This window comes from Caballeronia sp. LZ034LL (assembly GCF_031451215.1).
Classification (GTDB): domain Bacteria; phylum Pseudomonadota; class Gammaproteobacteria; order Burkholderiales; family Burkholderiaceae; genus Caballeronia.
In genome coordinates, this window is sequence record NZ_JARUXR010000001.1 from 1609899 (window position 1) to 1629903 (window position 20005).

Here is a 20005-nt window from a genome sequence, read left to right on the forward strand (position 1 = left end):
TTGCATCATGCATACAAAGCCCGCTCAGGCGGGCTTTTTCACGTGACGAGGTGCACAATGCGCGCGAATGCCGTTACGATCCCGCATTCCCACGTCATGCCATCCGGCAACGCACCATGCTCCATCTGACCCAGCTCGATCTCGCCTCCGACCCGGCCGCATGCCGCGTCGTCAAGGACGAAGCCGTAACCGTCGAATTCGCAGCCGGCGACGGCGAACTGATGAGTCTCGAAGGCCCGAACCGGCACATGCAAGGCGATGCCATCGTCAGCGGCGCCGGCGGGGAACGCTGGGTCGTGTCGCGCGCACGCTTCGATCCGAAGTACGCGCCCGAAGGCGGCATTGCGCATGGCGAGCCGGGCATCTATCGCAACCTGCCGAGCATCGTGCTTGCTCGCGAGATGCATGAGCCCTTCTCCATCGCGCGCTCGGCCGCCGGCGACATCCTCACGGGCGATGCCGGCGACTGGGTCATGCAATACGCGCCCGGTGACTACGGCGTCGTCAAGGCAGCGCGCTTCGCCAAGGTGTATCGCGTGCTTTAACAACGGACGCTAAAAGCCAGTCGCGTCAGGCGAAGTCCTCGCCCATCTCCAGTTCCACTTCGCGCGGTACAGCCTCGCCGTTCGCATACTGCTCCTCCAGCGATCCAAGCGTGGCCTCCACATAGGCGCGTAATACCGCATAACTGCGCGCGTGCATGCGCGGCGGCGTCGCCCGGTAACGTGCGAGTGCGTGCGGATCGAACCGCACGTCGATGGCGATGCGCCGCGCTTGCGCGCCAAAGCGCATGGCCACGTAGTGAATCACGAGCGACGTGTGGCCCGTGTCGTCCTTGCGCTCGACGAACTGCGTCTGTTCCGGAAAGAGGTCGGAGATCACACGCGCGAGCATGTCGATGTCCGCGCTCGGGCAGTCGTATTGATAGTCTTCCATGCCGTGTCGAAGAGAGATCGGGAGTTGTCGGATACCGTTCAGGCAGCGCGCCGATAGTAGCGCACCAGCCCCACTGCGACGAACACGCCGAGCGCGAGATACACGGCATCGGCGGCGAAGAGCGGCACCAGCCGCGCCTGGAACAGCGCGGCAGGCAGGCCGACGAGCGCATGCGCCGCGATCAGGAACGGCAGCGCATGACGCGACCGTTCGCGCAACATCTGCCACATCAGGGCAGAAAAGCCGAGCTGCAGGACGAACGCGCTCGCGCGCTCGATCACGAAGATGCCCGCCGATACCGGCGAGAGACTCAGCAGCACCAGATGAATGCGTGCGACCGCTTCGAGCGGCGCATTGGCGAAATGGGCATCGAGCGTGCCGCGGTCGGCGAGCACCGCGTAGATGATCCATTGCACCTGCACCAGCACGCCGACAATCCACGCCTCCGCGCCGCCATGACCGATGCCAAGCCCAAGACCCGGCCCGACGCGGTCCAGCGCGCCGGGTTCGCGCGAGATGAGCCACTTCATCGCGAGAAAGCGGCCAACTTCTTCACATACGCCGGCGGCCAGCGCGCCATACACGACGAACACGGCGGGGCTCGCGAGCCAGCCGGACGTGACGGCATTGCTGAGCACGAAGCCATGCAGCGCACGTTCGATGACCATCGCGAAGAGCGCGAACACGCCCACGCCGAGAATCGTCTCGCGCGGCACGATGCCGAAGCGCGGCCTCAGCCTGCGATACAGCACGATGGGCAGCGCGGCGATCAGCAGCGCCGCCAGCGCAAGACACAACAAGGTCGACACACTGACCATTCCAGTTCCTCAGGTTTCTTGGGATAGCGCGTGCGGGTCGCGCGCGGTGGAAGCGCGCACGATGAGCTCGCCGGGCAGCAGGCATTCACGCGCGGGCATCGTAGCGCCGCCGAGCCGTTCATGCAGGAATTCGACCGCGCGCCGGCCGATATCGCCGGTCGGCTGCCGCACCGTCGTCATGCCGGCGAGCTGGGCCCATTCGGAATCGTCGATCGACATCAGCGCGACGCGTGCCTGCCAGTCCGCGCCATAGCGCGCCTTCAGATGCACGGCAACGCGCAACGCCACCGGTCCGTTCGCCGCGAACAGCGCGACGCGCCTGCCCGCTGCCTGTGCCGCGCTCACACGTGCGTCGAGTTCGTCGAGCGCGGCCGAGGCATCGGCGAGATCGATCACGAGCGTTGCGCCGCTCGCGTCCATTGCCGCGACCGTTTCACGAAAGGCCGCTTCGCGCAGACGCCGCGAGCTGACGTGCGTAACGGGCTGCACGATGAACAGCAGCTCGTCGAACCCTGCAGCGACGAGATGACGCGTGGCCAGCGCCACGGCCGCGTGATTGTCGAGCCCGACCATGTCGGTGACGAGCCCTTCCACCGAGCGGTCCACCAGCACCACCGGAATGCCGCCCTGCGCAAAGCCCTGCAGCAACGCTTCCTTCACGCCGAGCGCATTGACGATGACCCCCTCGACGCGATACGTCGTCAGCAGTTGCAGATAGCGCCGCTCCATGTCGATCTCGTTGGCCGCGTGACAGATGAGCGGCATGTAGCCGAGCGTGTGGCACGCGGCCTCGACGCCCTGCAGCACTTCCACGGAGTACGGGTTGGTGAGGTCGGCGAGCAGCATGCCGATCAGGCGGTTGCGGCCGCGCTTGAGGCCCCGCGCCATCTGATTGGGCCGATAGTCCAGCCTGGCGATGGCCGCCTCGATGCGCTCGCGCAGGTCGGGCGACAGCACGCCCATCTCGCCGTTCAGGTAGCGCGAGATGCTGGTCTTGCCGGTGCCCGCCTCGCGGGCGACATCGGTGATCGTTGCACGGCGCGCGACGAACGGCGCCGGGGGCTGGGTTGAAGAGGGATCGTCGGACATAAGGGTCGTGGCCCGCGCGGCGCCTGACGGCGACACGCGCGGCCTTGATTATGGTTCTGCTCGCATCGCGCATGTTAGCGCATGCACGGGTCCGATCCCGGTCGTTCAGCGCGTCAGCACGTCGCGATTGACGATATTTTGCGTAAGCGTGCCGTCGAGCGCGCCGATCAGGTTTTCGGCGGCATTGCGCGCCATCGCGTGACGCGTCTCGTGCGTGGCCGAGCCGATATGCGGCAACGCGACGACATTCTTCATCGCGAGCAACGGTGAATCGGCGGCCAGCGGTTCGTGCTCGAACACATCGAGGCCCGCGCCGCGGATCGTGCCGTCGCGCAATGCGTCGATCAGCGCGGCTTCGTCGACTGTCGGGCCACGCGACGCATTGATGAGGATCGCGCTGCGCTTCATCTTGCGCAACTCGGCCGCGCCGATCATGCCGCGCGTCTCGGGCGTGAGCGGCACTTGCAGGCACACGAAGTCGGCCTGCGCGAGCAGTTCGTCGAGTTCGACACGCCGCGCGCCGTAATCACGCTCGGCCTGCTCGTTCGGGCTGCGGTTGGTGTAGAGCACGTTCATCCGGAAGCCGAGCGCCGCACGCCGTGCGACCGCCCCGCCGATGCGTCCCAGCCCCACGATGCCGAGCGTCTTGCCCTGCACGTCCACGCCGAAGCAATCCTCGCCGATGCTCCCCTTCCAGTGGCCTTCGCGAACCCAGTCGGCCAGTTCCACGACGCGGCGCGCGCTCGAGAGGATCAGCGCGAACACGGTGTCGGCGGTGGATTCCGTGAGCACGTCGGGCGTATGCGTGAGCACGATGCCACGTCGCGTGAGGTCGGCGACATCGAACTGATCGAAGCCGACGGAGATCGTCGAGAACGCCTTCAGGCGCGTGGCGCCGTCGAGCATGTCGGCGGAGATCTTCACGCTTGCGCCGATGGCGCCATCGGCACGCTGCAGCGCCGCGACGAATGCGGCGTGGTCTTTCGGATCGACATCGATGACGTCGGCGCGCTCGCGCAGCCAGGCGTCGACGTCGGGGGGCAAGGCTTTGTAGGCAACAATGGTTCGGGTCATGGGCGCTCGATGCGATTGCGGGTTGGAGGGGCCAAGCATAAACGGCTCAGGACCGCGCCGCCACGCCCGTGCGCACCGTGGCCTGCGGCTTGACGGCCAGCGTGAGCCAGACCGACAGCAGCAGCGCCGCGCTCATGAAGACGTAGGAGGCAGCAGGCGAACCGGTCGCGCCATTCAGATAGCCGACAACATAGGAGCCGACGAACGAGCCCAGCGCGCCCATGCTGTTGATGAGCGCCATCGCGCCGCCCGCGACGTTCTTCGGCAGCAACTCGGGCACGATCGCGAAGAACGGGCCGTACGGCGCATACATGGCCGCGCCGGCGATCACCAGCAGCGCGTACGAGGCCCAGAAGTTCGTCGAGCCGAGCAGATACGAGCCCGCGAAGGCAATGGCGCCGATCAGCAGGAACGGCCACACGAAGGCCTTGCGCGCCTGCAGCTTGTCCGACGCCCAGGACGCCAGCAGCATCGCGATGGTCGCCGCGAGATACGGCACCGCCGAGAGCCAGCCGGTCTCGACCATGCCGAGCGTCGAGCCGCTCTTCAGGATGGACGGCAGCCACAGCACGAAGCCGTACACGCCGATGCTCCAGCAGAAATACTGCGCGCACAGCTTGATGACGGCCGGCGACTTGAAGGCCTCGCGGTAGTTCTTGACCGGCTTGATCGCCGCCTGCTCGGCGCGCAGCGTGGCGTCGAGATCGCGTTTCTCCTGCTCCGAGAGCCAGCTGACCTGCGCCGGCTTGTCCTTCACGATGAACCACCAGATCACCGCCCAGACCACGGCCGGCAAGCCTTCCGCGATGAACATGTGACGCCAGCCGAACGAATTCACCAGATAACCCGATACGACCGACATCCACAGCACTGTCACCGGATTGCCGAGGATGAGGAAGGTGTTCGCGCGCGAGCGCTCCGACTTTGTGAACCAGTTGGCGATGAACACGAGCATCGCCGGCATCACCGCGGCCTCGACCACGCCGAGCACGAAGCGGATCGCCATCAGCGACGGAATATTGCTCACCATGCCGGTGAGCGCCGCGCACCCGCCCCACAGGATCAGGCTCCAGAACACCAGCTTCTTCACGCTGCGCCGCTCGGCGTAGATCGCGCCCGGGATCTGAAAGAAGAAATAGCCGAGGAAGAACAGCGCGCCGATCAGCGACGACAGCCCCTTGCTGATGCCGAGATCCTGGTTGATGCCGGCGGCCGATGCGAAACCGTAGTTCGCGCGATCCAGATAGGCGAGGCTGTAGGTGATGAAGACGATCGGCATGATCGCCCACCAGCGGCGCACGGCCAGCGTGGGAGTGGAGGAAGTCTGCATGGTTGTCTCCTGAAGCAGAACGGTGGGTGCGCGGCATCGTGCATGTTGAATGCAACATGAATGCACGGTTTAACGCACTTTGAATGCACGATTCAATTCACGATCGAAGGCCTTCGCGGCCCTCGTTCAGGCCGGATCGAACGCGGCGCTGGCCGTCCTGTCGCTGGCATCCTGCCGTTCGAGCAGGTCGAGCGCGGCGCGCGTCGGCAGGCCTTCGCTGTCGCCGATCACCTGGATCGCCAGCCCGCCGATACGGTTGCCGCGCGCAATGGCATGCCGCACGTCGCGTCCTTCGAGCAGCGCGCTCACCACGCCCACAGCGAAGCCGTCGCCGGCGCCGACCGTGTCGACCACGTTCGGCACCGGAAGCGCCGGCACGATGCCCTGCTCGTCGTCCGCCGTGCGGAAGTACGCGCCATGCGCACCCAGTTTCACGACCACGCCCTTCGCGCCGCGCTCGAGATAGAACGCGGCAATGTCCTCGGGCTTCGCATAGCCGGTCAGCGTCAGGCCCTCGGTTACGCCTGGCAGCACCCAGTCGGCCAGCGCGGCCAGTGCATTGAGCGACTCCGCCATGGCTTCGCGTGACGGCCACAAAGTCGGCCGCAGGTTCGGATCGAACGAGATCGTCTTGCCTGCCGCACGCATTTCGCGGGCCATGTGGAAGGCGAGTTCGCGTGAAGTCGCGGAAATCGCCGGAGCGACGCCCGTCAGATGCAGATGGCGTGCGCCGAGGACGTAGTCGGCAGCGTAGTCGTCGAGCGACAGGTGACTGGCCGCCGATCCGGCGCGGAAGTACTCCACTGCCGGGTCGCTGCCGTCGTCGCACTTGCCCTTGAGCTGGAAGCCGGTCGGATAGCGCCGGTCCACCGTCACGCGGCGCGCGTCGATGCCCTCTGCCGCTAGCACGTCCAGCACGTAGCGGCCGAACGAATCGTTGCCGACGCGGCTCATCCAGCCCACCTTGAAGCCGAGCCGCGACAGCCCGATCGCCACGTTCAGGTCCGCGCCCGCCACCCGCTTGGTGAACTGGCCGACGCGGGCGAGATCGCCGGTCTGGGCCGCGACGAACATCGTCATTGCCTCGCCGTAGGTGACGACGTCCAGTGAGTCGGTCTGAGCTTGCATGTCGGTTCCTCTACAGGTTGATGCTGAATGCAAAATGCACTGGTGAATGCAAAATGCGTTATTCAAAATGCCGCGCAAATGCGCCGATGCGGGCAACCTGCCGCATGGCATCGTCGGCGAGCGAGATGTCCGCGCCTGCCATGAACGGATATTCGATGCCGCGCGGCACGTCGCCCGGCAACTGCGCGAGCAGCGTCGCGAAACGCGCGTCGCCGTCGGCCGGCGCGGCGGCGAAACGACGCCCGCCTTCGCCCATCACCGCCTTGCAATGCACGTAGGCGACATGCGGCGCAAGCCGTCGGGCGGCATCGAGCGGATCCTGCTCCGCCCACTGCCAGTTGCCGGTATCGAAGGTCATCGCGAGGCCGCTCTGGCGCGGCAGTGCGGCGAACAGCGTCTCGAACGCGCCGATCGTTCCGCCCGCCATCAACTGTCCGTTCTCGACCACCACACGCGCCCGCGACGTCGCGACACCCGACAGCAGCCGATCCAGCGTGACGCCATCCGTCTTGACCGCGCGCTCCGTGCCGCCCAGTTGCAGCTTTACGAGACGCGCGCCCAGGGCCGCAGCTTCGTTGATCGCCAGCGCAAGCGCGTCTGAATCGAGCGCGCCGTCGTCGCGAAACAGACAGGCGGGCGTGGAATACACGGTCCACAAACCCCGCGCGCGAATCCGTTCGCCGAGGCGCGCGAGCGCGGATGGCTGGACCTCGGCAGCGCTTGCGAACAGCTCGCGGCGCACTTCGAAGCCGTGCGCGCCCGCCCGCGCCGCCGCGCTGGCCCAGACGGCGTGACCATCGCAACGAATCGCCTCGGCGCCGAACGCGCTCGCGACGATCACCACCTCCGGCACCACTTTCTGTCGAGACTTCTGCTTCACCTGCCAGCCACCATCGATTTTGGTCCGATTCATACGACTGGAACCGGTTCCATTTGAAGTTTTCAAAAAAGACGCCGCAGCGTCCTGATTCAGAGCGAATGGTGCGTCAGAGTGCGGGAGGCACGCCATAGTGGAATTCCCTAGCCGATCAGTCCGGGCTCCTCGCACAGTTCCAGGAAGCGCGTGGCGACCCGCGACGGCGTAGCGGCATGCGGCAACAAAATGGAGAAACGCCGCGTGAGCGGTTCGGGCGCGAGGCGCAGCCGTTGCAGCGCATTGTCCTCGTGCCGGATCGACATCGCCGAAACGAAGCCGATGCCCATCCCCGCGCGCACCGCCTCCTTCACGCCCTCCACGCCCGCGATTTCGAGCGCCGCGCGCATTGGTGCGCCGTGTTCCGCGAACGCCCGTTCGACGATCAACCGTACCCCCGAGCCCGGCTCGCGCAACACCAGCGGTTGCGCGCCCAGTTCATCGAGCGTGACGAACTCGCGGCCGTCCGCGAGCGGATGCCCTTTCGGCGCAATCGCGACGATCTCGTCCTCGCGCCACGACGTCACCGTGGTGCCGAGCGGCAGCTCCTGCCCGGCCGGGCCTTCGACCAATGCGATGTCGAGCGCGCCGAGCGCCGCGACGATGTCGCTGGTATTGCCGTCGATGGTCGTCACGGTGACATCGGGATAGCGCTTGTGAAACGCCGCGATCAGGTACGGCAGCAGGTAGCTGGCGGGCGTCGTACTGGCGCCGATACGCAGCGTGCCGCGTTCGAGCCCCCGCAGCGCATCGCGCAGCGCATGGGCCTGGGCGAAGGTTTCACGCAGCCGTTCGGCGTGCCCGAGCAGTTGTTCGCCGGCCGCTGTCAGGCGGATGCCGCGGCCGTCGCGTTGATATAGCGGCTCGCCGAATTCGTCCTGCAACAGCCGCAATTGCCCCGAGACCGCAGGCTGCGAGAGATGAAGCGCCACCGCTGCGCGGCTGATGTTGCCGTGTTCCGCAACGGTCGCGAACGTTATCAGCTGTTCCGGGGTCATCGCTTTCAAATATCCGCTTATCCGATATTTGACATTCTAAATCACGATTTTTCATATTGATATATCGAGAATAGGATTAGCCTGTCGATCACCCATACTCCAGCCCTCCATGTCCACGGTCCCGTCCGCCTCACCTCTGGCACCCGCCGCGTCTTCGACACGCGGACAGCTCAACGGCATTCTCTTCGTCGCGCTGTTTGCCGCCGCCGTCACTCGTGTTGCCGCCGTGCCCGCCATTGCGGGACTCGGGATCAGCCCGCTGATCGTCGGCATCATCGCGGGCGCGCTCTACGGCAACGCACTGCGCCACGGCATGCCCGACAGCTGGGCCGCCGGCGTCAACTTCTCGGCGCGCAAGCTGTTGCGCATCGCCGTCGCGTTCTTCGGCCTGCGGGTCAGCCTGCAGGAGATCGCGCAGGTCGGCGCAGCCGGGTTCACGGTGTCAGTGCTGGTCGTCGTCAGCACGCTCGTCGTGGGCACCTGGGCCGGCATGAAGCTCATGAAGCTCGACCGCGACACCGCGCTGCTCACCGCCGCCGGCAGCGCCATCTGCGGCGCGGCCGCCGTGCTCGCCTTCGAATCCACGCTCCAGTCCAAGCCGCACAAGAGCGCGATGGCGGTCGGCAGCGTCGTGCTGTTCGGCACGCTCTCGATGTTCCTCTATCCGCTCGCGCTCAATGCCGGCTGGCTGCATCTCGATACCCTCGGCGCAGGCCTGTTCTTCGGCGGCACGATCCATGAAGTCGCCCAAGTGGTCGGCGCGGCGAGCAACGTCAGTCCGGAAGCGACGCACATCGCCACCATCGTGAAGATGACGCGCGTGATGCTGCTGGTGCCCGTGCTGCTGGTCATCGGTTTCTGGATCAGCCGCTCGCGCAACGCCGCCGCAGGTCAGGACCCGACCCAAGGCAAGGGCAAGGTCGCGGTGCCGTGGTTTGCGCTCGGCTTCCTCGCACTGGTCGTCGTGAACTCGCTGCACGTCCTGCCCGATACCGCCACCAGCACGATCAACATGCTCGACACCTTCGCGCTCACGATGGCCATGACGGCGCTCGGCATGGAAACCCGCTTCGCGCAGATTCGCGCAGCCGGCCCGCGTGCGCTCGCCACCGGCGCGATCCTGTATGCATGGCTTGTTGGCGGCGGTCTTGCGATCACCCTCGGCGTCGAGCGTCTGTTCGGCTGACCGGGTTGTTGCAGCACCCATCGCGCGAACTCCCCATCGCGCGATGGCGCTTTTTGAAGGAGCACTCATGGAACACGGCGCTCGCACCCAGAACGAGACGCTCGATGTCAAGACCACGACGTGCTACATGTGCGCATGCCGTTGCGGCATCCGCGTGCATTTGCGCGACGGCGAGGTTCGCTACATCGACGGCAATCCGAACCATCCATTGAACCAGGGCGTGATCTGCGCGAAAGGCGCGTCGGGCATCATGAAGCAGTACTCGCCCGCGCGTCTCACCCAGCCGCTGATGCGCAAGCCCGGCGCGTTGCGCGGCGAGGCGCAGTTCGAGCCGGTGTCGTGGGACGTGGCCCTCGACACACTCGAAAAACGTCTCGCGCATCTGCGCGCCACCGATCCCAAACAGTTCGCCCTCTTCACCGGCCGCGACCAGATGCAGGCGCTGACCGGCCTGTTCGCGAAGAACTTCGGCACGCCCAATTACGCCGCGCACGGCGGCTTCTGCTCGGCCAACATGGCGGCCGGCATGATCTACACGATGGGCGGCTCGTTCTGGGAGTTCGGCGGTCCCGATCTCGACCAGTCGAAGCTGTTCTTCATGATCGGCACGGCGGAGGATCATCACTCGAATCCGCTCAAGATCGCCATCTCGAAGTTCAAGCGCGCGGGCGGACGCTTCATCGCGATCAATCCGGTGCGCACGGGTTATGCGGCCATCGCCGACGAATGGGTGCCGATCCGCCCGGGCACCGACGGCGCCCTCTTCATGGCGCTGATCCACGAACTGATCGCCGCCGACGCCTACGACCACGAGTTCGTCACGCGCTACACCAACGCGGCCGAGCTGCTCGACATGAACGAGGCGAGCGAGCGCTTCGGCTTGTTCGTCGAGGATGCCGGCACGCCCGAAGGCAACAAGCTCTTCCCGCAGAATCATCTGTGGTGGGACACGAAGACGAACCGCGCGGTCGCGCATCACGCGCCGGACGCCGAGCCCGCGCTCGACGGCCGCTATACGCTCGAAGACGGCACGCCCGTCGCGCCGTCCTTCGCGCTGTTGCGCGAGCAGGTGGCGTCCTGCACGCCGGAGTGGGCGGCGGAGATCACCGGCATTCCGGTCGCGACCATCCGGCGTCTCGCCGCCGAAATGATCCAGGTGAGCCGCGACCACAAGATCAGCCTGCCGATCCGCTGGACTGACGCCTGGGGCAAGACGCATGAACACGTGACGGGCAATCCCATCGCGTTCCATGCGATGCGCGGCCTTGCTGCGCACTCGAACGGCTTCCAGTCGATTCGCGGCCTCGCGGTGCTGATGTCCTTGCTCGGCACCATCGACCGGCCGGGCGGCTTCCGCCACAAGTCGCCGTTTCCGCGCGCGGTGCCGCCGTCCGCGAAACCGCCGAATCATCCCGACCAGGTGCAGCCCAATACGCCGCTCGCCAGCGGCCCGCTCGGCTGGCCCGCCGCGCCCGAGGACCTGTTCATCCACGACGACGGCACGCCGGTGCGCATCGACAAGGCCTTCTCGTGGGAATATCCGCTCGCGGTGCATGGCGTGATGCACAGCGTCATCACGAACGCCTGGCGCGGCGATCCGTATCCCATCGACACGCTGATGATCTTCATGGCCAACATGGCCTGGAACTCGTCGATGAACACGATGGAAGTGCGCAAGATGCTCGCCGACAAGGACGCAAGCGGCGCATACAAGATTCCGTTCATCGTCGTGTGCGATGCATTCCAGTCCGAGATGACCGCGTTCGCCGATCTCGTGCTGCCCGACACGACCTATCTCGAACGCCACGACGCGATGTCGATGCTCGATCGCCCGATCTCCGAGTTCGACGGTCCGTGCGATTCGGTACGCGTACCGGTCGTGCCGCGCACCGGCGAATGCCGGCCGTTCCAGGAAGTGCTCGTCGAACTCGGCAGCCGGCTGAAGCTGCCCGCCTTCACGACGCCGGAAGGCACGCGCAAGTATCGCGACTATCCGGACTTCATCGTCAATCACCAGACCGCGCCGGGCTCGGGCGTGGGCTTCCTGATGGGCTGGCGCGGCAAGGACGGCAAAGATGCGCTGGTCGGCGAGCCGAATCCGAACCAGTGGGAAGAGTATGCGAAGCACGACTGCGTCTTCCACTACACGATGCCCGAGGAATTCCAGTACATGCGCGGCCAGAACGGGCCGTACCTGAAGTGGTCGGTGGAAAAAGGCTTCCGCAAGTTCGACACGCCGATCCTGATCCAGCTCTACTCCGACGTGATGCAGAAGTTCCGCCTTGCCGCCCAGGGACGCACGAAGGGCCGGCAGCCGCCTGACCATCTGCGTGCGCGCATCGAGCATTACTTCGATCCGCTGCCTTTCTGGTACGCCCCGCTCGAACGCGACACGACCGACCTCGAACGCTATCCGCTCGCCGCCGTCACGCAACGCCCGATGGCGATGTATCACTCGTGGGACTCGCAGAACGCGTGGCTGCGGCAGATTCATGGCGAGAACCTGCTGTACATGAATCCGCGCATGGCGCAGGCGAACGGCATCGAGGACGGCGGCTGGATCTACGTCGAATCGCCATGGGGCAAGGTGCGCTGCATGGCGCGCTACAGCGAGGCGGTCGAGCCCGGCACCGTGTGGACCTGGAACGCGATCGGCAAGGCCTCGGGTGCGTGGAGCCTCGGCGCCGGGGCCAACGAATCGCAACGCGGCTTCCTGCTCAATCACCTCATCACCGATGAAATCCCCGACCCGCAGCGCGACGGCGCCCGCTACTCCAATTCGGACCCCGTGACGGGACAGGCGGCGTGGTACGACGTGCGCGTGCGCGTCTATCCCGCTGAAGCCGACGCGCGCCACACCCTGCCGCAATTTCCGCCGATGCGTCCCGCGCCGGGCATGGCCGGACCGGTGCAGCGCGTGGTGCAGACCTACTTCGCGGGACGCGGCGAGTTCGCGGCGCGCCTGCGCAACGCGTTGAAGCGCAACCCGGGCAACTGAAGGAGACTCCGATGACCCAGATGGCCCTCGTGATCGATCTGAACGTCTGCGTCGGCTGCCATGCCTGCGTGACGAGCTGCAAGGAATGGAACACCTCCGGCGAAGCGGGCAGCCTCGCGGATCAGCGCCCCTACGACGCCGATCCCTCCGGCACCTTCTTCAACCGCGTGCAGACCTATGAGTCGGGCGAATTTCCGCTCGCCGACACCATTCACTTCCCGAAGTCGTGTCTGCACTGCGAGGACCCGCCGTGCGTGCCCGTCTGTCCGACCGGCGCGAGCTACAAGCGCAAGGAAGACGGGCTCGTGCTGGTGGATTTCGACAAGTGCATCGGCTGCAAGTACTGCGCGTGGGCGTGCCCCTACGGCGCGCGCGAACTCGACGAAGAACGCAAGGAGATGACCAAGTGCACGCTGTGCGCCGACCGCATCTATAACGAGGCGCTGCCCGAGCGCGACCGCAAGCCTGCCTGCGTGCTCGCGTGCCCGACTTCGGCGCGGCTTTTCGGCGACATCCATGATCCGGAGTCGGTCGTCTCGAAGGCGATCGAAGAGCGCGGCGGCTATCAGCTGATGCCCGAATGGGACACGAAGCCCGCGAATCACTACTTGCCGCGCAATCCGGTGAATGCGTGCGGCAGCGGTTCGTGCGGGTGTAAATCCAATGGCGAGTCGAATGCCGCCGACGATGACGCGCTCGACGCCCACGGCGAACTGAATCTGGCGGCCATGGCCGCCCGCGTCTGACCTCTCACGGAGCATCCTCATGAAACCCGCGTTTTCTGTCGTGTTCCTCACGACCCTGAGCGGCGCCGCGCAAGGCCTGCTGATCGCGCTCGTCGGCGTGGAACTGCTGGCGCGCATCGGCGTGTTCGCCAGGCCGTCGCAGACCTTCTTCGTCGTCGGCGCGGCGGTTGCCGTGGCGCTCGGCGGCCTTGGACTGATCGCGTCGTTCTTTCACCTCGGCCATCCGGAACGCGCGTGGCGCGCCATCGCGATGTGGCGCACCTCATGGCTCTCGCGCGAATGCCTGTGCCTGCCGGCCTTTCTCGGCTGCGCCGCGCTCTACGGTTTTGCGCACTGGCTCGGCGCGACGTGGTCGCTGGCCATCGGCTTGATCGGCGTGCTCGCGGCGGCCGCGCTGTTCGTCTGCACCGCGATGATCTACGCGTGCCTGCGCTTCCTCCAGGAATGGGCGACGCCGCTCACGCTGGTCAACTTCGTGCTGCTCGGCTGCGCGTCCGGGTTCACGCTCGCCAGCGCAGGCGCGGCGTGGCTCGCGCCGTCGCTCGCCGCGGGGCTCGCGGCCTGCGCCTGCACGCTGACGCTCGCGGGTTGTGTGGCGCGTGTCGCGTCGTTACAGCGCAACGCGCGTCTGCGGCCCAAGTCCACCGTGCAGAGCGCGACGGGCATCAAGGGGCCCAACGTCGTGCAGAAATCGCGCGGCTTCACAGCGGGCGCCTTCAACCTGCGCGAGTTCTTCCATGGACAGACCGTGCAGGCGATCCGCCGCATCAAGTGGACCTTCCTGATCGGCGCGTTCGGCGTGCCCTTCGTGCTGATGGTCGCGGGCATCGGCGCGCAGTCCGCCGCGCTGTTCTGCGTGGCCTTCGTCACGCAGTATCTGGGACTCGTCGCCGAACGATGGTTCTTCTTCGCGGAAGCGCGCCACCCGCAGAACATCTACTACGCGCGGGCTTCGTGATCAGCTGATCCACAGCAGAAACGACGCGTGCCCGGGAAGGCACGCGTTATCGGTTTACGAGGCCAGCTTGAGCGCCTGATCGAAGTCGGCGATCAGGTCCGCGGTATCCTCGATGCCCGCCGAGAGCCGCAGCATGCCGTCCGAGATGCCCATCGACTTGCGCACTTCGGCGCCGGCCTCGTAAAAGATGGTCGGCGCAACCGGGATGATCAGCGTGCGCGTATCGCCGAGTCCGGTCGCCTTGATCGGCAGCTTCAGCGCATTGACGACGTCGATCATCCGGTCCGCGCGGCGCAGTTCGAAAGACAGCAGCCAGGACGCGCCCTTGAACAGCTTCTGCGCGATCGCATACTGCGGATGACTCTCGAGCCCCGGATAGAACACGCGGCCGATCGCCTCGTGCCCTTCGAGAAAGCGCGCCAGCGCGAGCGCGTTGTCGCTGCACCGGGCGACGCGCAACGCGAGCGTCTCCGCGCCCATCGCGATGGAATGCGCCTGCTCCGACGAAAGCGAGCCGCCCATGTCGCGCAGCCCCTTCTTGCGAACCTGCAACAGCCCTTGTTCCTTCGGCGCCGAGCTGCGGTAATCGTCGGCGATGTTCGGATACTTGCTCCAGTCGAACAGGCCGGTATCGGTCACCGCGCCGCCGAGTGCCGCGCCGTGCCCCGCGATGGTCTTGGTCAGCGAATTGACGACGAGGCTCGCGCCCACGGCCTTCGGCACGAACAGCGCGGGCGACGTGATGGTGTTGTCGACGACATAGGCGAGACCGCGCTCGCGGCACAGCGCGCCGATGCCTTCGAGATCGGGAATCTGCGTGCCCGGATTCGCGATGGTCTCGACGAACACCATGCGCGTGTTCGGCTTGATGGCGTTCGCGACGTTGTCAGCGGAAGTGGCATCGACCGTGGTCACTTCGATGCCGAGCGTCCTGAGCGTGCCAAACACGCTGTTGGTGTTGCCGAATACATAGCGGCTCGACACGAGGTGATCGCCCGCGCGCAGCAGCGTCAGGAACACCGCGGAGAGCGCGGCCATGCCCGTGCCGAAGCAGATGGACCCGACGCCCTGCTCCAGGCTCGTGATCTTGCGCTCCAGCGCGGCCGTGGTCGGCGTGCCCTGGCGGGCGTAGTTGAAGCCGCCCTTCTTCGTGCCCTGGAATACGCCGATCAGATCTTCCACGCGCTCGAATCCGTACTGCACCGATGTATGGATCGGCTGACGCACGCCGCCGTGTTCCGCGCCGGGCTGTCTGTCGCCGTGAACGATGCCTGTGGTGAAACCTTGCTTGTCCATTACTTCTCCGCTAGCGAGTCGATCCGAAACCATCGATTTTGCCTGATCTTCAGCCGCTCATGGCATCCACGGCTTACGGGTACGCATGTTGCTCGCCTGTTCCTTCGTCCGCGCCGTTCGCGACGAGCACGCCCACCCTGCTCCGCTCGTGAACCCCGGCGCGGCATTCCCCGACAAGGAGCCCCAACTCATGCCTTACGAACTCCATTACTGGGACGGATTGCAGGGCCGCGGCGAATTCGTCCGGCTGGCGCTGGAAGACGCCGGCGCGCCGTATATCGAGGTCGCGCGCGAGTCGAAAAAAAGCGGCTACGGCATGAACGCGATGATGAAGATTCTCGACAGCAAGACCGAGCCGCATATTCCCTTCGCGCCGCCGTTCCTGAAGGACGGCGAGCTGATCGTGCCGCACGTCGCGAACATCCTGCTCTATCTCGGTCCCAGGCTGGGCCTGGCGCCGCAGGACGAAAACCTGCGCTACGTGGCCAATGGCCTGCAGCTGACCATCGCGGATTTCGTTGCCGAAGTGCACGACACGCACCATCCGCTGGCCACCGACCTCTACTATGAAGATCAGAAGGACGCCGCGAAGATCCGCACGCAGAATTTCCTCGACAAGCGCGTCCCGAAGTTCGTGGGCTATTTCGAACGCGTGCTGAAGCAGAATCCGGCGGGCGACACACAGATGATCGGCGACCAGACCAGCTATGTGGACCTGTCCCTGTTCCAGATCGTCGATGGCCTGCATTACGCGTTTCCACGCGCGATGAAGCGCTTCGGCGAGCAGTATCCGCGTGTCGCAGCGCTGCACGATGCCGTACTGCAGCGGCCCAATATCGCCGCCTACGTCGATTCAGAGCGGCGCCTGCCGTTCAACGAATCCGGCATCTTCAGGCACTATCCCGAACTCGATCAGGACGCGTGACTCACCATGGCCCACGCGCGCCTGACGCCCATCCACTCTCGACTCAGCAAGGAGCCAGCATGATCGAAACGATTCCTTCCTTCGGTCTCGGCACGTTTCGCGTCGATGCCGCCGAGACCACGGAAGCCGTGAAGAGCGCGCTCAATATCGGCTACCGCCATATCGACACCGCGCAGTACTACAACAACGAGGCCGCCGTGGGCCAGGGCGTGCGCGACTCGGGCATCGCGCGCGACGATGTCTGGGTCACGACCAAGGTCTGGTGGGACCGGCTTTCACGCGACGCGCTGATCGCCAGCCTGAAGGACAGTCACGCGAAACTCGACATCGGCACGATCGATCTCGCGCTGGTCCACTGGCCATCGCCCAAGGGCGCGGTGCCGATCGCGGAAACGCTCGCGGCGCTGCAGGAGGCGCAGCAATTGGGGCTGATCCGCCACTACGGCGTGTCCAACTTCACCGCGCCGCTGCTCGAAGAAGCGCTGGCGGCGCCGGGCGGCAAGGACATCGTCACCAATCAGATCGAAGTCAGCCCGTTCCTCGCCAATCGCTCGCTCGTCGATGCAACGCAGAAGTCCGGCGTCAAGGTGACGGCGTACATGCCGCTCGGCGAAGGCCGCGCACACAAGGACATGACCCTCAAGGCGATCGCCGCGAAACACGGTGTCACGCCCGCGCAGGTGACGTTCGCGTGGCTGCTGGCGCGCGATATCGTGGTGTTGTCGGCCTCGACGAATCCGGAGCATCAGCAAAGCAACTGGGACGCGCAGAAACTCAAGCTCGACGCCGACGACATCGCCCAGATCGATGCCCTCGACGAAGGCCGGCGCAACGCCAATCCTTCGTTCGCGCCGAAGTGGTGACAGCGATGCGCGGCGCATGCCGCGACGCATGACATCCGTACAGAGCCGCCCGGCCGATGCGTTCGCCGGGCGTTTTTCTTCGGCGTCCCGAAGCCCGCAGACCCGCCTTGCGATGCTATCCTTGCGGGCGTCCTTATTCCATTTCCTTCTAAGCTTTCCACGATTTCGCAAAAGTGCTTTCGTTCCTGCTCAAGCTCCGTACCCGCGCCCAACGGCTCTTTCGTCTGTCGGACTCGCATACGATGCTCGTCTGGGCAGTCGTGGTCGGCGTGGCCGGCGCGTTTGCCACGGCGCTGTTTCGCGAAGGCATCGAGATCCTGCAACATCTGCTGGGCAATCGTTCCGAAGGACTCGTGGCGCTCGCGCTCGGCCTGCCCTGGCCCGTGCGCATGCTGCTGCCCGCCGCGGGCGGCGTCATCGCGGGCTTCTGCCTGCTGATCGCGCGCCGGCGCGTCAACAAGAACGCGAGCACCGACTACATGGAAGCCGTCACCATCGGCGATGGCGTCGTGCCGGTCTGGCAGAGCTTCTGGCGCAGCCTGTCCTCGCTCATCACCATTTCGAGCGGCGGCTCGATCGGCCGCGAAGGCTCGATGGTCCAGCTCGCCGCGCTCGTGTCTTCACTGATCGGCCGCTGGGTCCACTTCGATCCGCCGCGCCTGCGCCTCTTGGTCGCGTGCGGCGCGGCCGCCGGGATCACCTCGGCCTACAACGCGCCGATCGCCGGCGCCTTCTTCGTCACCGAACTCGTGCTCGGCTCCATGGCGATGGAAAGCTTCGGGCCCATCGTCGTCTCGTCGGTGGTCGCCAACATCACGATGCGCGAGTTCGCCGGCTATCGGCCGCCGTACGAAATGCCGGTTTTCCCCACCGTCACCGGCGTCGAAGTGCTGCTCTTCGTCGTGCTCGGCCTGTTTTGCGGCGTGCTCGCGCCGCAATTCCTGCGGCTGCTCAGCGCCTCGAAGAAGCGCTTCGCCATGTTGCCGTGGCCCTTGCCCGTGCGGCTTGCGGCGGGCGGGCTGATCGTCGGCGTGATCTCGATCTGGTGGCCCGAGGTCTGGGGCAACGGCTATGAAGTCGTGAATTCGCTGCTGCACGAGCAATGGACCTGGACCACGCTGCTCACGCTGCTGCTCTTCAAGATCATCGCGACGGCCGCCACGGCCGGCTCCGGCGCGGTCGGCGGGATCTTCACGCCGACGCTGTTCTTCGGCGCGGTGGTGGGCTGCCTGTTTGGCATCGGCGCGCATGCCATCTGGCCGCATGCCACCTCGGCGCCGTTCGCCTACGCGATGGTCGGCATGGGCGCGTTCCTCGCCGCCGCCACGCATGCGCCGCTGATGGCCATCCTGATGATCTTCGAGATGACGCTCTCGTATCAGGTGATGCTGCCGCTGATGCTGTCGTGCGTGATTGCGTACTTCATTGCGCGCACGTCGGAACAGACCTCGATGTACGAAGTCACGCTGCGCCGCAACCGCGAGGAGAAGGAACGCGTGCGGCTGGCCGCCACGCAGATGCGCGAGCTCGTCAAGCCTGCGGATACCGTTGTTCCGCTGACGGCGAACATCAAGGACATGACGCGGGTGTTCCTCGAGTATCCGGTGAAGTACCTGTATGTCGTCGATGAAGCCGGGCGCTTTCGCGGCGTGGTGGCGCTGAAGGACATCACCTCCGACCTGCTCGACGAGCACGACACGGAAGCCAAGACCGCCGCCGACTATCTTCAGCCGCAATTCGACGTGCTGATGCCCGACATGTCGCTCGGCGAGGCGCTGCAGCACTTCCTTGCGTTCCAGGGCGAGCGCCTGCCGGTGGTCGAGAACAAGAGCCAGCCGCTGCTGTTGGGGGTCGTGTACAAAACCTCGCTGCTGGACGCATACTTCCGTTTGAACCCGACGTCGCGCTGAAACTGCGCAGCCGTGCAATTTCGCGGCGCGGCGGTCCGCTTGCGTACGTGCTGCGCGCGGTCCGGGTCCACTTCACATTTCACTCGAAGTACGTCCGCGCGACGCCCGCACGTCGCGCCCGTGCGCAGCCCGCTCAGGCGGTCGCGGCGCGCGGCCAGGCAGGTCATGCGAGCATCGGCACAGGCTTTGCTTGATGCTTTTCGCTGCCTACGTGAGGAGGGGTTGCCCGATGAAGACCTCAACGTTGTTGTCGATGGCCCTGGTGTCGGTCTCGTGCTATGCCGCGCCGCTGCATACGAGTTCCACCGACGAATCCACCGCCGCCGCTACCGCGACGCGTGCCGCCTTGCGCGTGAATGTCGCTCCGGTTGCGCCGCCGGCGCCTGAAGTCGCCGCGCAGGACCTCGATCACGCGCGCTGGCGCCACGTGCCGCTGCCGAAGTCGCGCACGCCGAATCACGGGATGGCAAGCCAGCCGGTTCAGGTGCAGACCTGACGGTTGCCTTTCTTTTCGAATCATCAATCATCAAGTCAGCGCAATGACCGACACCCACGCAAAACACGCCTTAAACGACGAGCCGATCGACGATGAGATCGCTCAAGTGCTGCGCCTCGTGAAGTATCCCGCCAACAAGGACGCCATCGTCGATGCCGCGCGCGAAGCCGGCGTCAGCAACGATGTCGTTACGCTGTTCGACGGACTGCCCGAGCAGGATTATGCGGATGCGGATTCGGTCGAGCAGCTGCTGGGGAGTAATGGCGGGCCGGGGCTTTCGATCTGAGTGTCGGTGCATGTGTAGAAGCGGCACGCTTCCGTGCTGTCCTTCGGGCACGTCG

The 20005-nt window shown here is 65.7% G+C and carries 19 protein-coding genes; 10 read left to right on the top strand and 9 right to left on the bottom strand.

Annotated elements, in window-relative coordinates; all coding sequences use genetic code 11:
• The first annotated feature begins 116 nt into the window (after positions 1 to 116).
• Positions 117 to 545 (top strand): PGDYG domain-containing protein, encoded by a 429-nt coding sequence (locus QCE83_RS07420; RefSeq protein ID WP_309808425.1) that lies wholly within the window; start codon positions 117 to 119, stop codon positions 543 to 545.
• A 25-nt stretch (positions 546 to 570) separates the two neighbouring features.
• Here QCE83_RS07420 and QCE83_RS07425 read toward each other — a convergent pair whose 3' ends face one another.
• From QCE83_RS07425 to QCE83_RS07460, 8 genes are all read right to left on the bottom strand, one after another.
• Positions 571 to 936: a DUF3022 domain-containing protein gene (locus tag QCE83_RS07425; RefSeq protein ID WP_309808426.1), complete on the bottom strand. Its 366-nt coding sequence runs from the start codon at positions 934 to 936 to the stop codon at positions 571 to 573.
• Positions 937 to 974: 38 nt separating this feature from the next.
• Positions 975 to 1754, bottom strand: a complete 780-nt coding sequence (locus QCE83_RS07430; protein ID WP_309808427.1) for a YhfC family glutamic-type intramembrane protease — start codon at positions 1752 to 1754, stop codon at positions 975 to 977.
• 9 nt (positions 1755 to 1763) lie between these two features.
• Complete coding sequence (locus QCE83_RS07435; RefSeq protein WP_309808428.1) at positions 1764 to 2843, bottom strand: LacI family DNA-binding transcriptional regulator; 1080 nt, start codon at positions 2841 to 2843, stop codon at positions 1764 to 1766.
• Between the two features lie 105 nt (positions 2844 to 2948).
• Positions 2949 to 3917 (bottom strand): D-glycerate dehydrogenase, encoded by a 969-nt coding sequence (locus QCE83_RS07440; RefSeq protein ID WP_309808429.1) that lies wholly within the window; start codon positions 3915 to 3917, stop codon positions 2949 to 2951.
• Between the two features lie 46 nt (positions 3918 to 3963).
• The gene (locus QCE83_RS07445) at positions 3964 to 5247 is read right to left on the bottom strand and encodes an MFS transporter (protein ID WP_309808430.1); all 1284 of its coding nucleotides are present in this window, start codon (positions 5245 to 5247) and stop codon (positions 3964 to 3966) included.
• A 126-nt stretch (positions 5248 to 5373) separates the two neighbouring features.
• Positions 5374 to 6375, bottom strand: coding sequence for a sugar kinase (locus QCE83_RS07450; RefSeq protein ID WP_309808431.1), 1002 nt, complete (start codon positions 6373 to 6375; stop codon positions 5374 to 5376).
• Positions 6376 to 6433: 58 nt separating this feature from the next.
• Positions 6434 to 7288 (bottom strand): TIM barrel protein, encoded by an 855-nt coding sequence (locus QCE83_RS07455; protein ID WP_309808432.1) that lies wholly within the window; start codon positions 7286 to 7288, stop codon positions 6434 to 6436.
• 107 nt (positions 7289 to 7395) lie between these two features.
• Complete coding sequence (locus tag QCE83_RS07460; protein ID WP_309808433.1) at positions 7396 to 8286, bottom strand: LysR family transcriptional regulator; 891 nt, start codon at positions 8284 to 8286, stop codon at positions 7396 to 7398.
• 109 nt (positions 8287 to 8395) lie between these two features.
• On the opposite strand from QCE83_RS07460, the gene QCE83_RS07465 reads away from it, so the two are divergent.
• From QCE83_RS07465 to QCE83_RS07480, 4 genes are all read left to right on the top strand, one after another.
• Entirely contained in the window at positions 8396 to 9472 is a 1077-nt protein-coding gene (locus QCE83_RS07465; RefSeq protein WP_309808434.1) for a YeiH family protein, read from the top strand.
• Between the two features lie 67 nt (positions 9473 to 9539).
• Complete coding sequence (locus tag QCE83_RS07470; RefSeq protein ID WP_309808435.1) at positions 9540 to 12470, top strand: molybdopterin oxidoreductase family protein; 2931 nt, start codon at positions 9540 to 9542, stop codon at positions 12468 to 12470.
• 11 nt (positions 12471 to 12481) lie between these two features.
• Positions 12482 to 13216, top strand: a complete 735-nt coding sequence (locus tag QCE83_RS07475; protein ID WP_309808436.1) for a 4Fe-4S dicluster domain-containing protein — start codon at positions 12482 to 12484, stop codon at positions 13214 to 13216.
• 19 nt (positions 13217 to 13235) lie between these two features.
• Complete coding sequence (locus QCE83_RS07480) at positions 13236 to 14174, top strand: DmsC/YnfH family molybdoenzyme membrane anchor subunit (protein WP_309808437.1); 939 nt, start codon at positions 13236 to 13238, stop codon at positions 14172 to 14174.
• 54 nt (positions 14175 to 14228) lie between these two features.
• On the opposite strand, the gene QCE83_RS07485 is transcribed toward QCE83_RS07480, so the two are convergent.
• Positions 14229 to 15470 carry a cystathionine gamma-synthase family protein gene (locus QCE83_RS07485; RefSeq protein ID WP_309808438.1) on the bottom strand — a complete coding sequence of 414 codons (1242 nt, stop codon included), beginning with the start codon at positions 15468 to 15470 and terminating at the stop codon, positions 14229 to 14231.
• A 190-nt stretch (positions 15471 to 15660) separates the two neighbouring features.
• Here QCE83_RS07485 and QCE83_RS07490 point away from each other — a divergent pair, with 190 nt between their 5' ends.
• From QCE83_RS07490 to QCE83_RS07510, 5 genes are all read left to right on the top strand, one after another.
• Positions 15661 to 16395 (top strand): glutathione S-transferase, encoded by a 735-nt coding sequence (locus QCE83_RS07490; protein WP_309808439.1) that lies wholly within the window; start codon positions 15661 to 15663, stop codon positions 16393 to 16395.
• Positions 16396 to 16454: 59 nt separating this feature from the next.
• Entirely contained in the window at positions 16455 to 17258 is an 804-nt protein-coding gene (locus QCE83_RS07495; protein WP_309808440.1) for an aldo/keto reductase, read from the top strand.
• Positions 17259 to 17431: 173 nt separating this feature from the next.
• Complete coding sequence (locus QCE83_RS07500) at positions 17432 to 19168, top strand: ClcB-like voltage-gated chloride channel protein (protein ID WP_309808441.1); 1737 nt, start codon at positions 17432 to 17434, stop codon at positions 19166 to 19168.
• 229 nt (positions 19169 to 19397) lie between these two features.
• The gene (locus tag QCE83_RS07505; RefSeq protein ID WP_309808442.1) at positions 19398 to 19664 is read left to right on the top strand and encodes a hypothetical protein; all 267 of its coding nucleotides are present in this window, start codon (positions 19398 to 19400) and stop codon (positions 19662 to 19664) included.
• Between the two features lie 43 nt (positions 19665 to 19707).
• Positions 19708 to 19950, top strand: a complete 243-nt coding sequence (locus tag QCE83_RS07510; RefSeq protein WP_309808443.1) for a DUF2795 domain-containing protein — start codon at positions 19708 to 19710, stop codon at positions 19948 to 19950.
• The last annotated feature ends 55 nt before the right edge of the window (positions 19951 to 20005 follow it).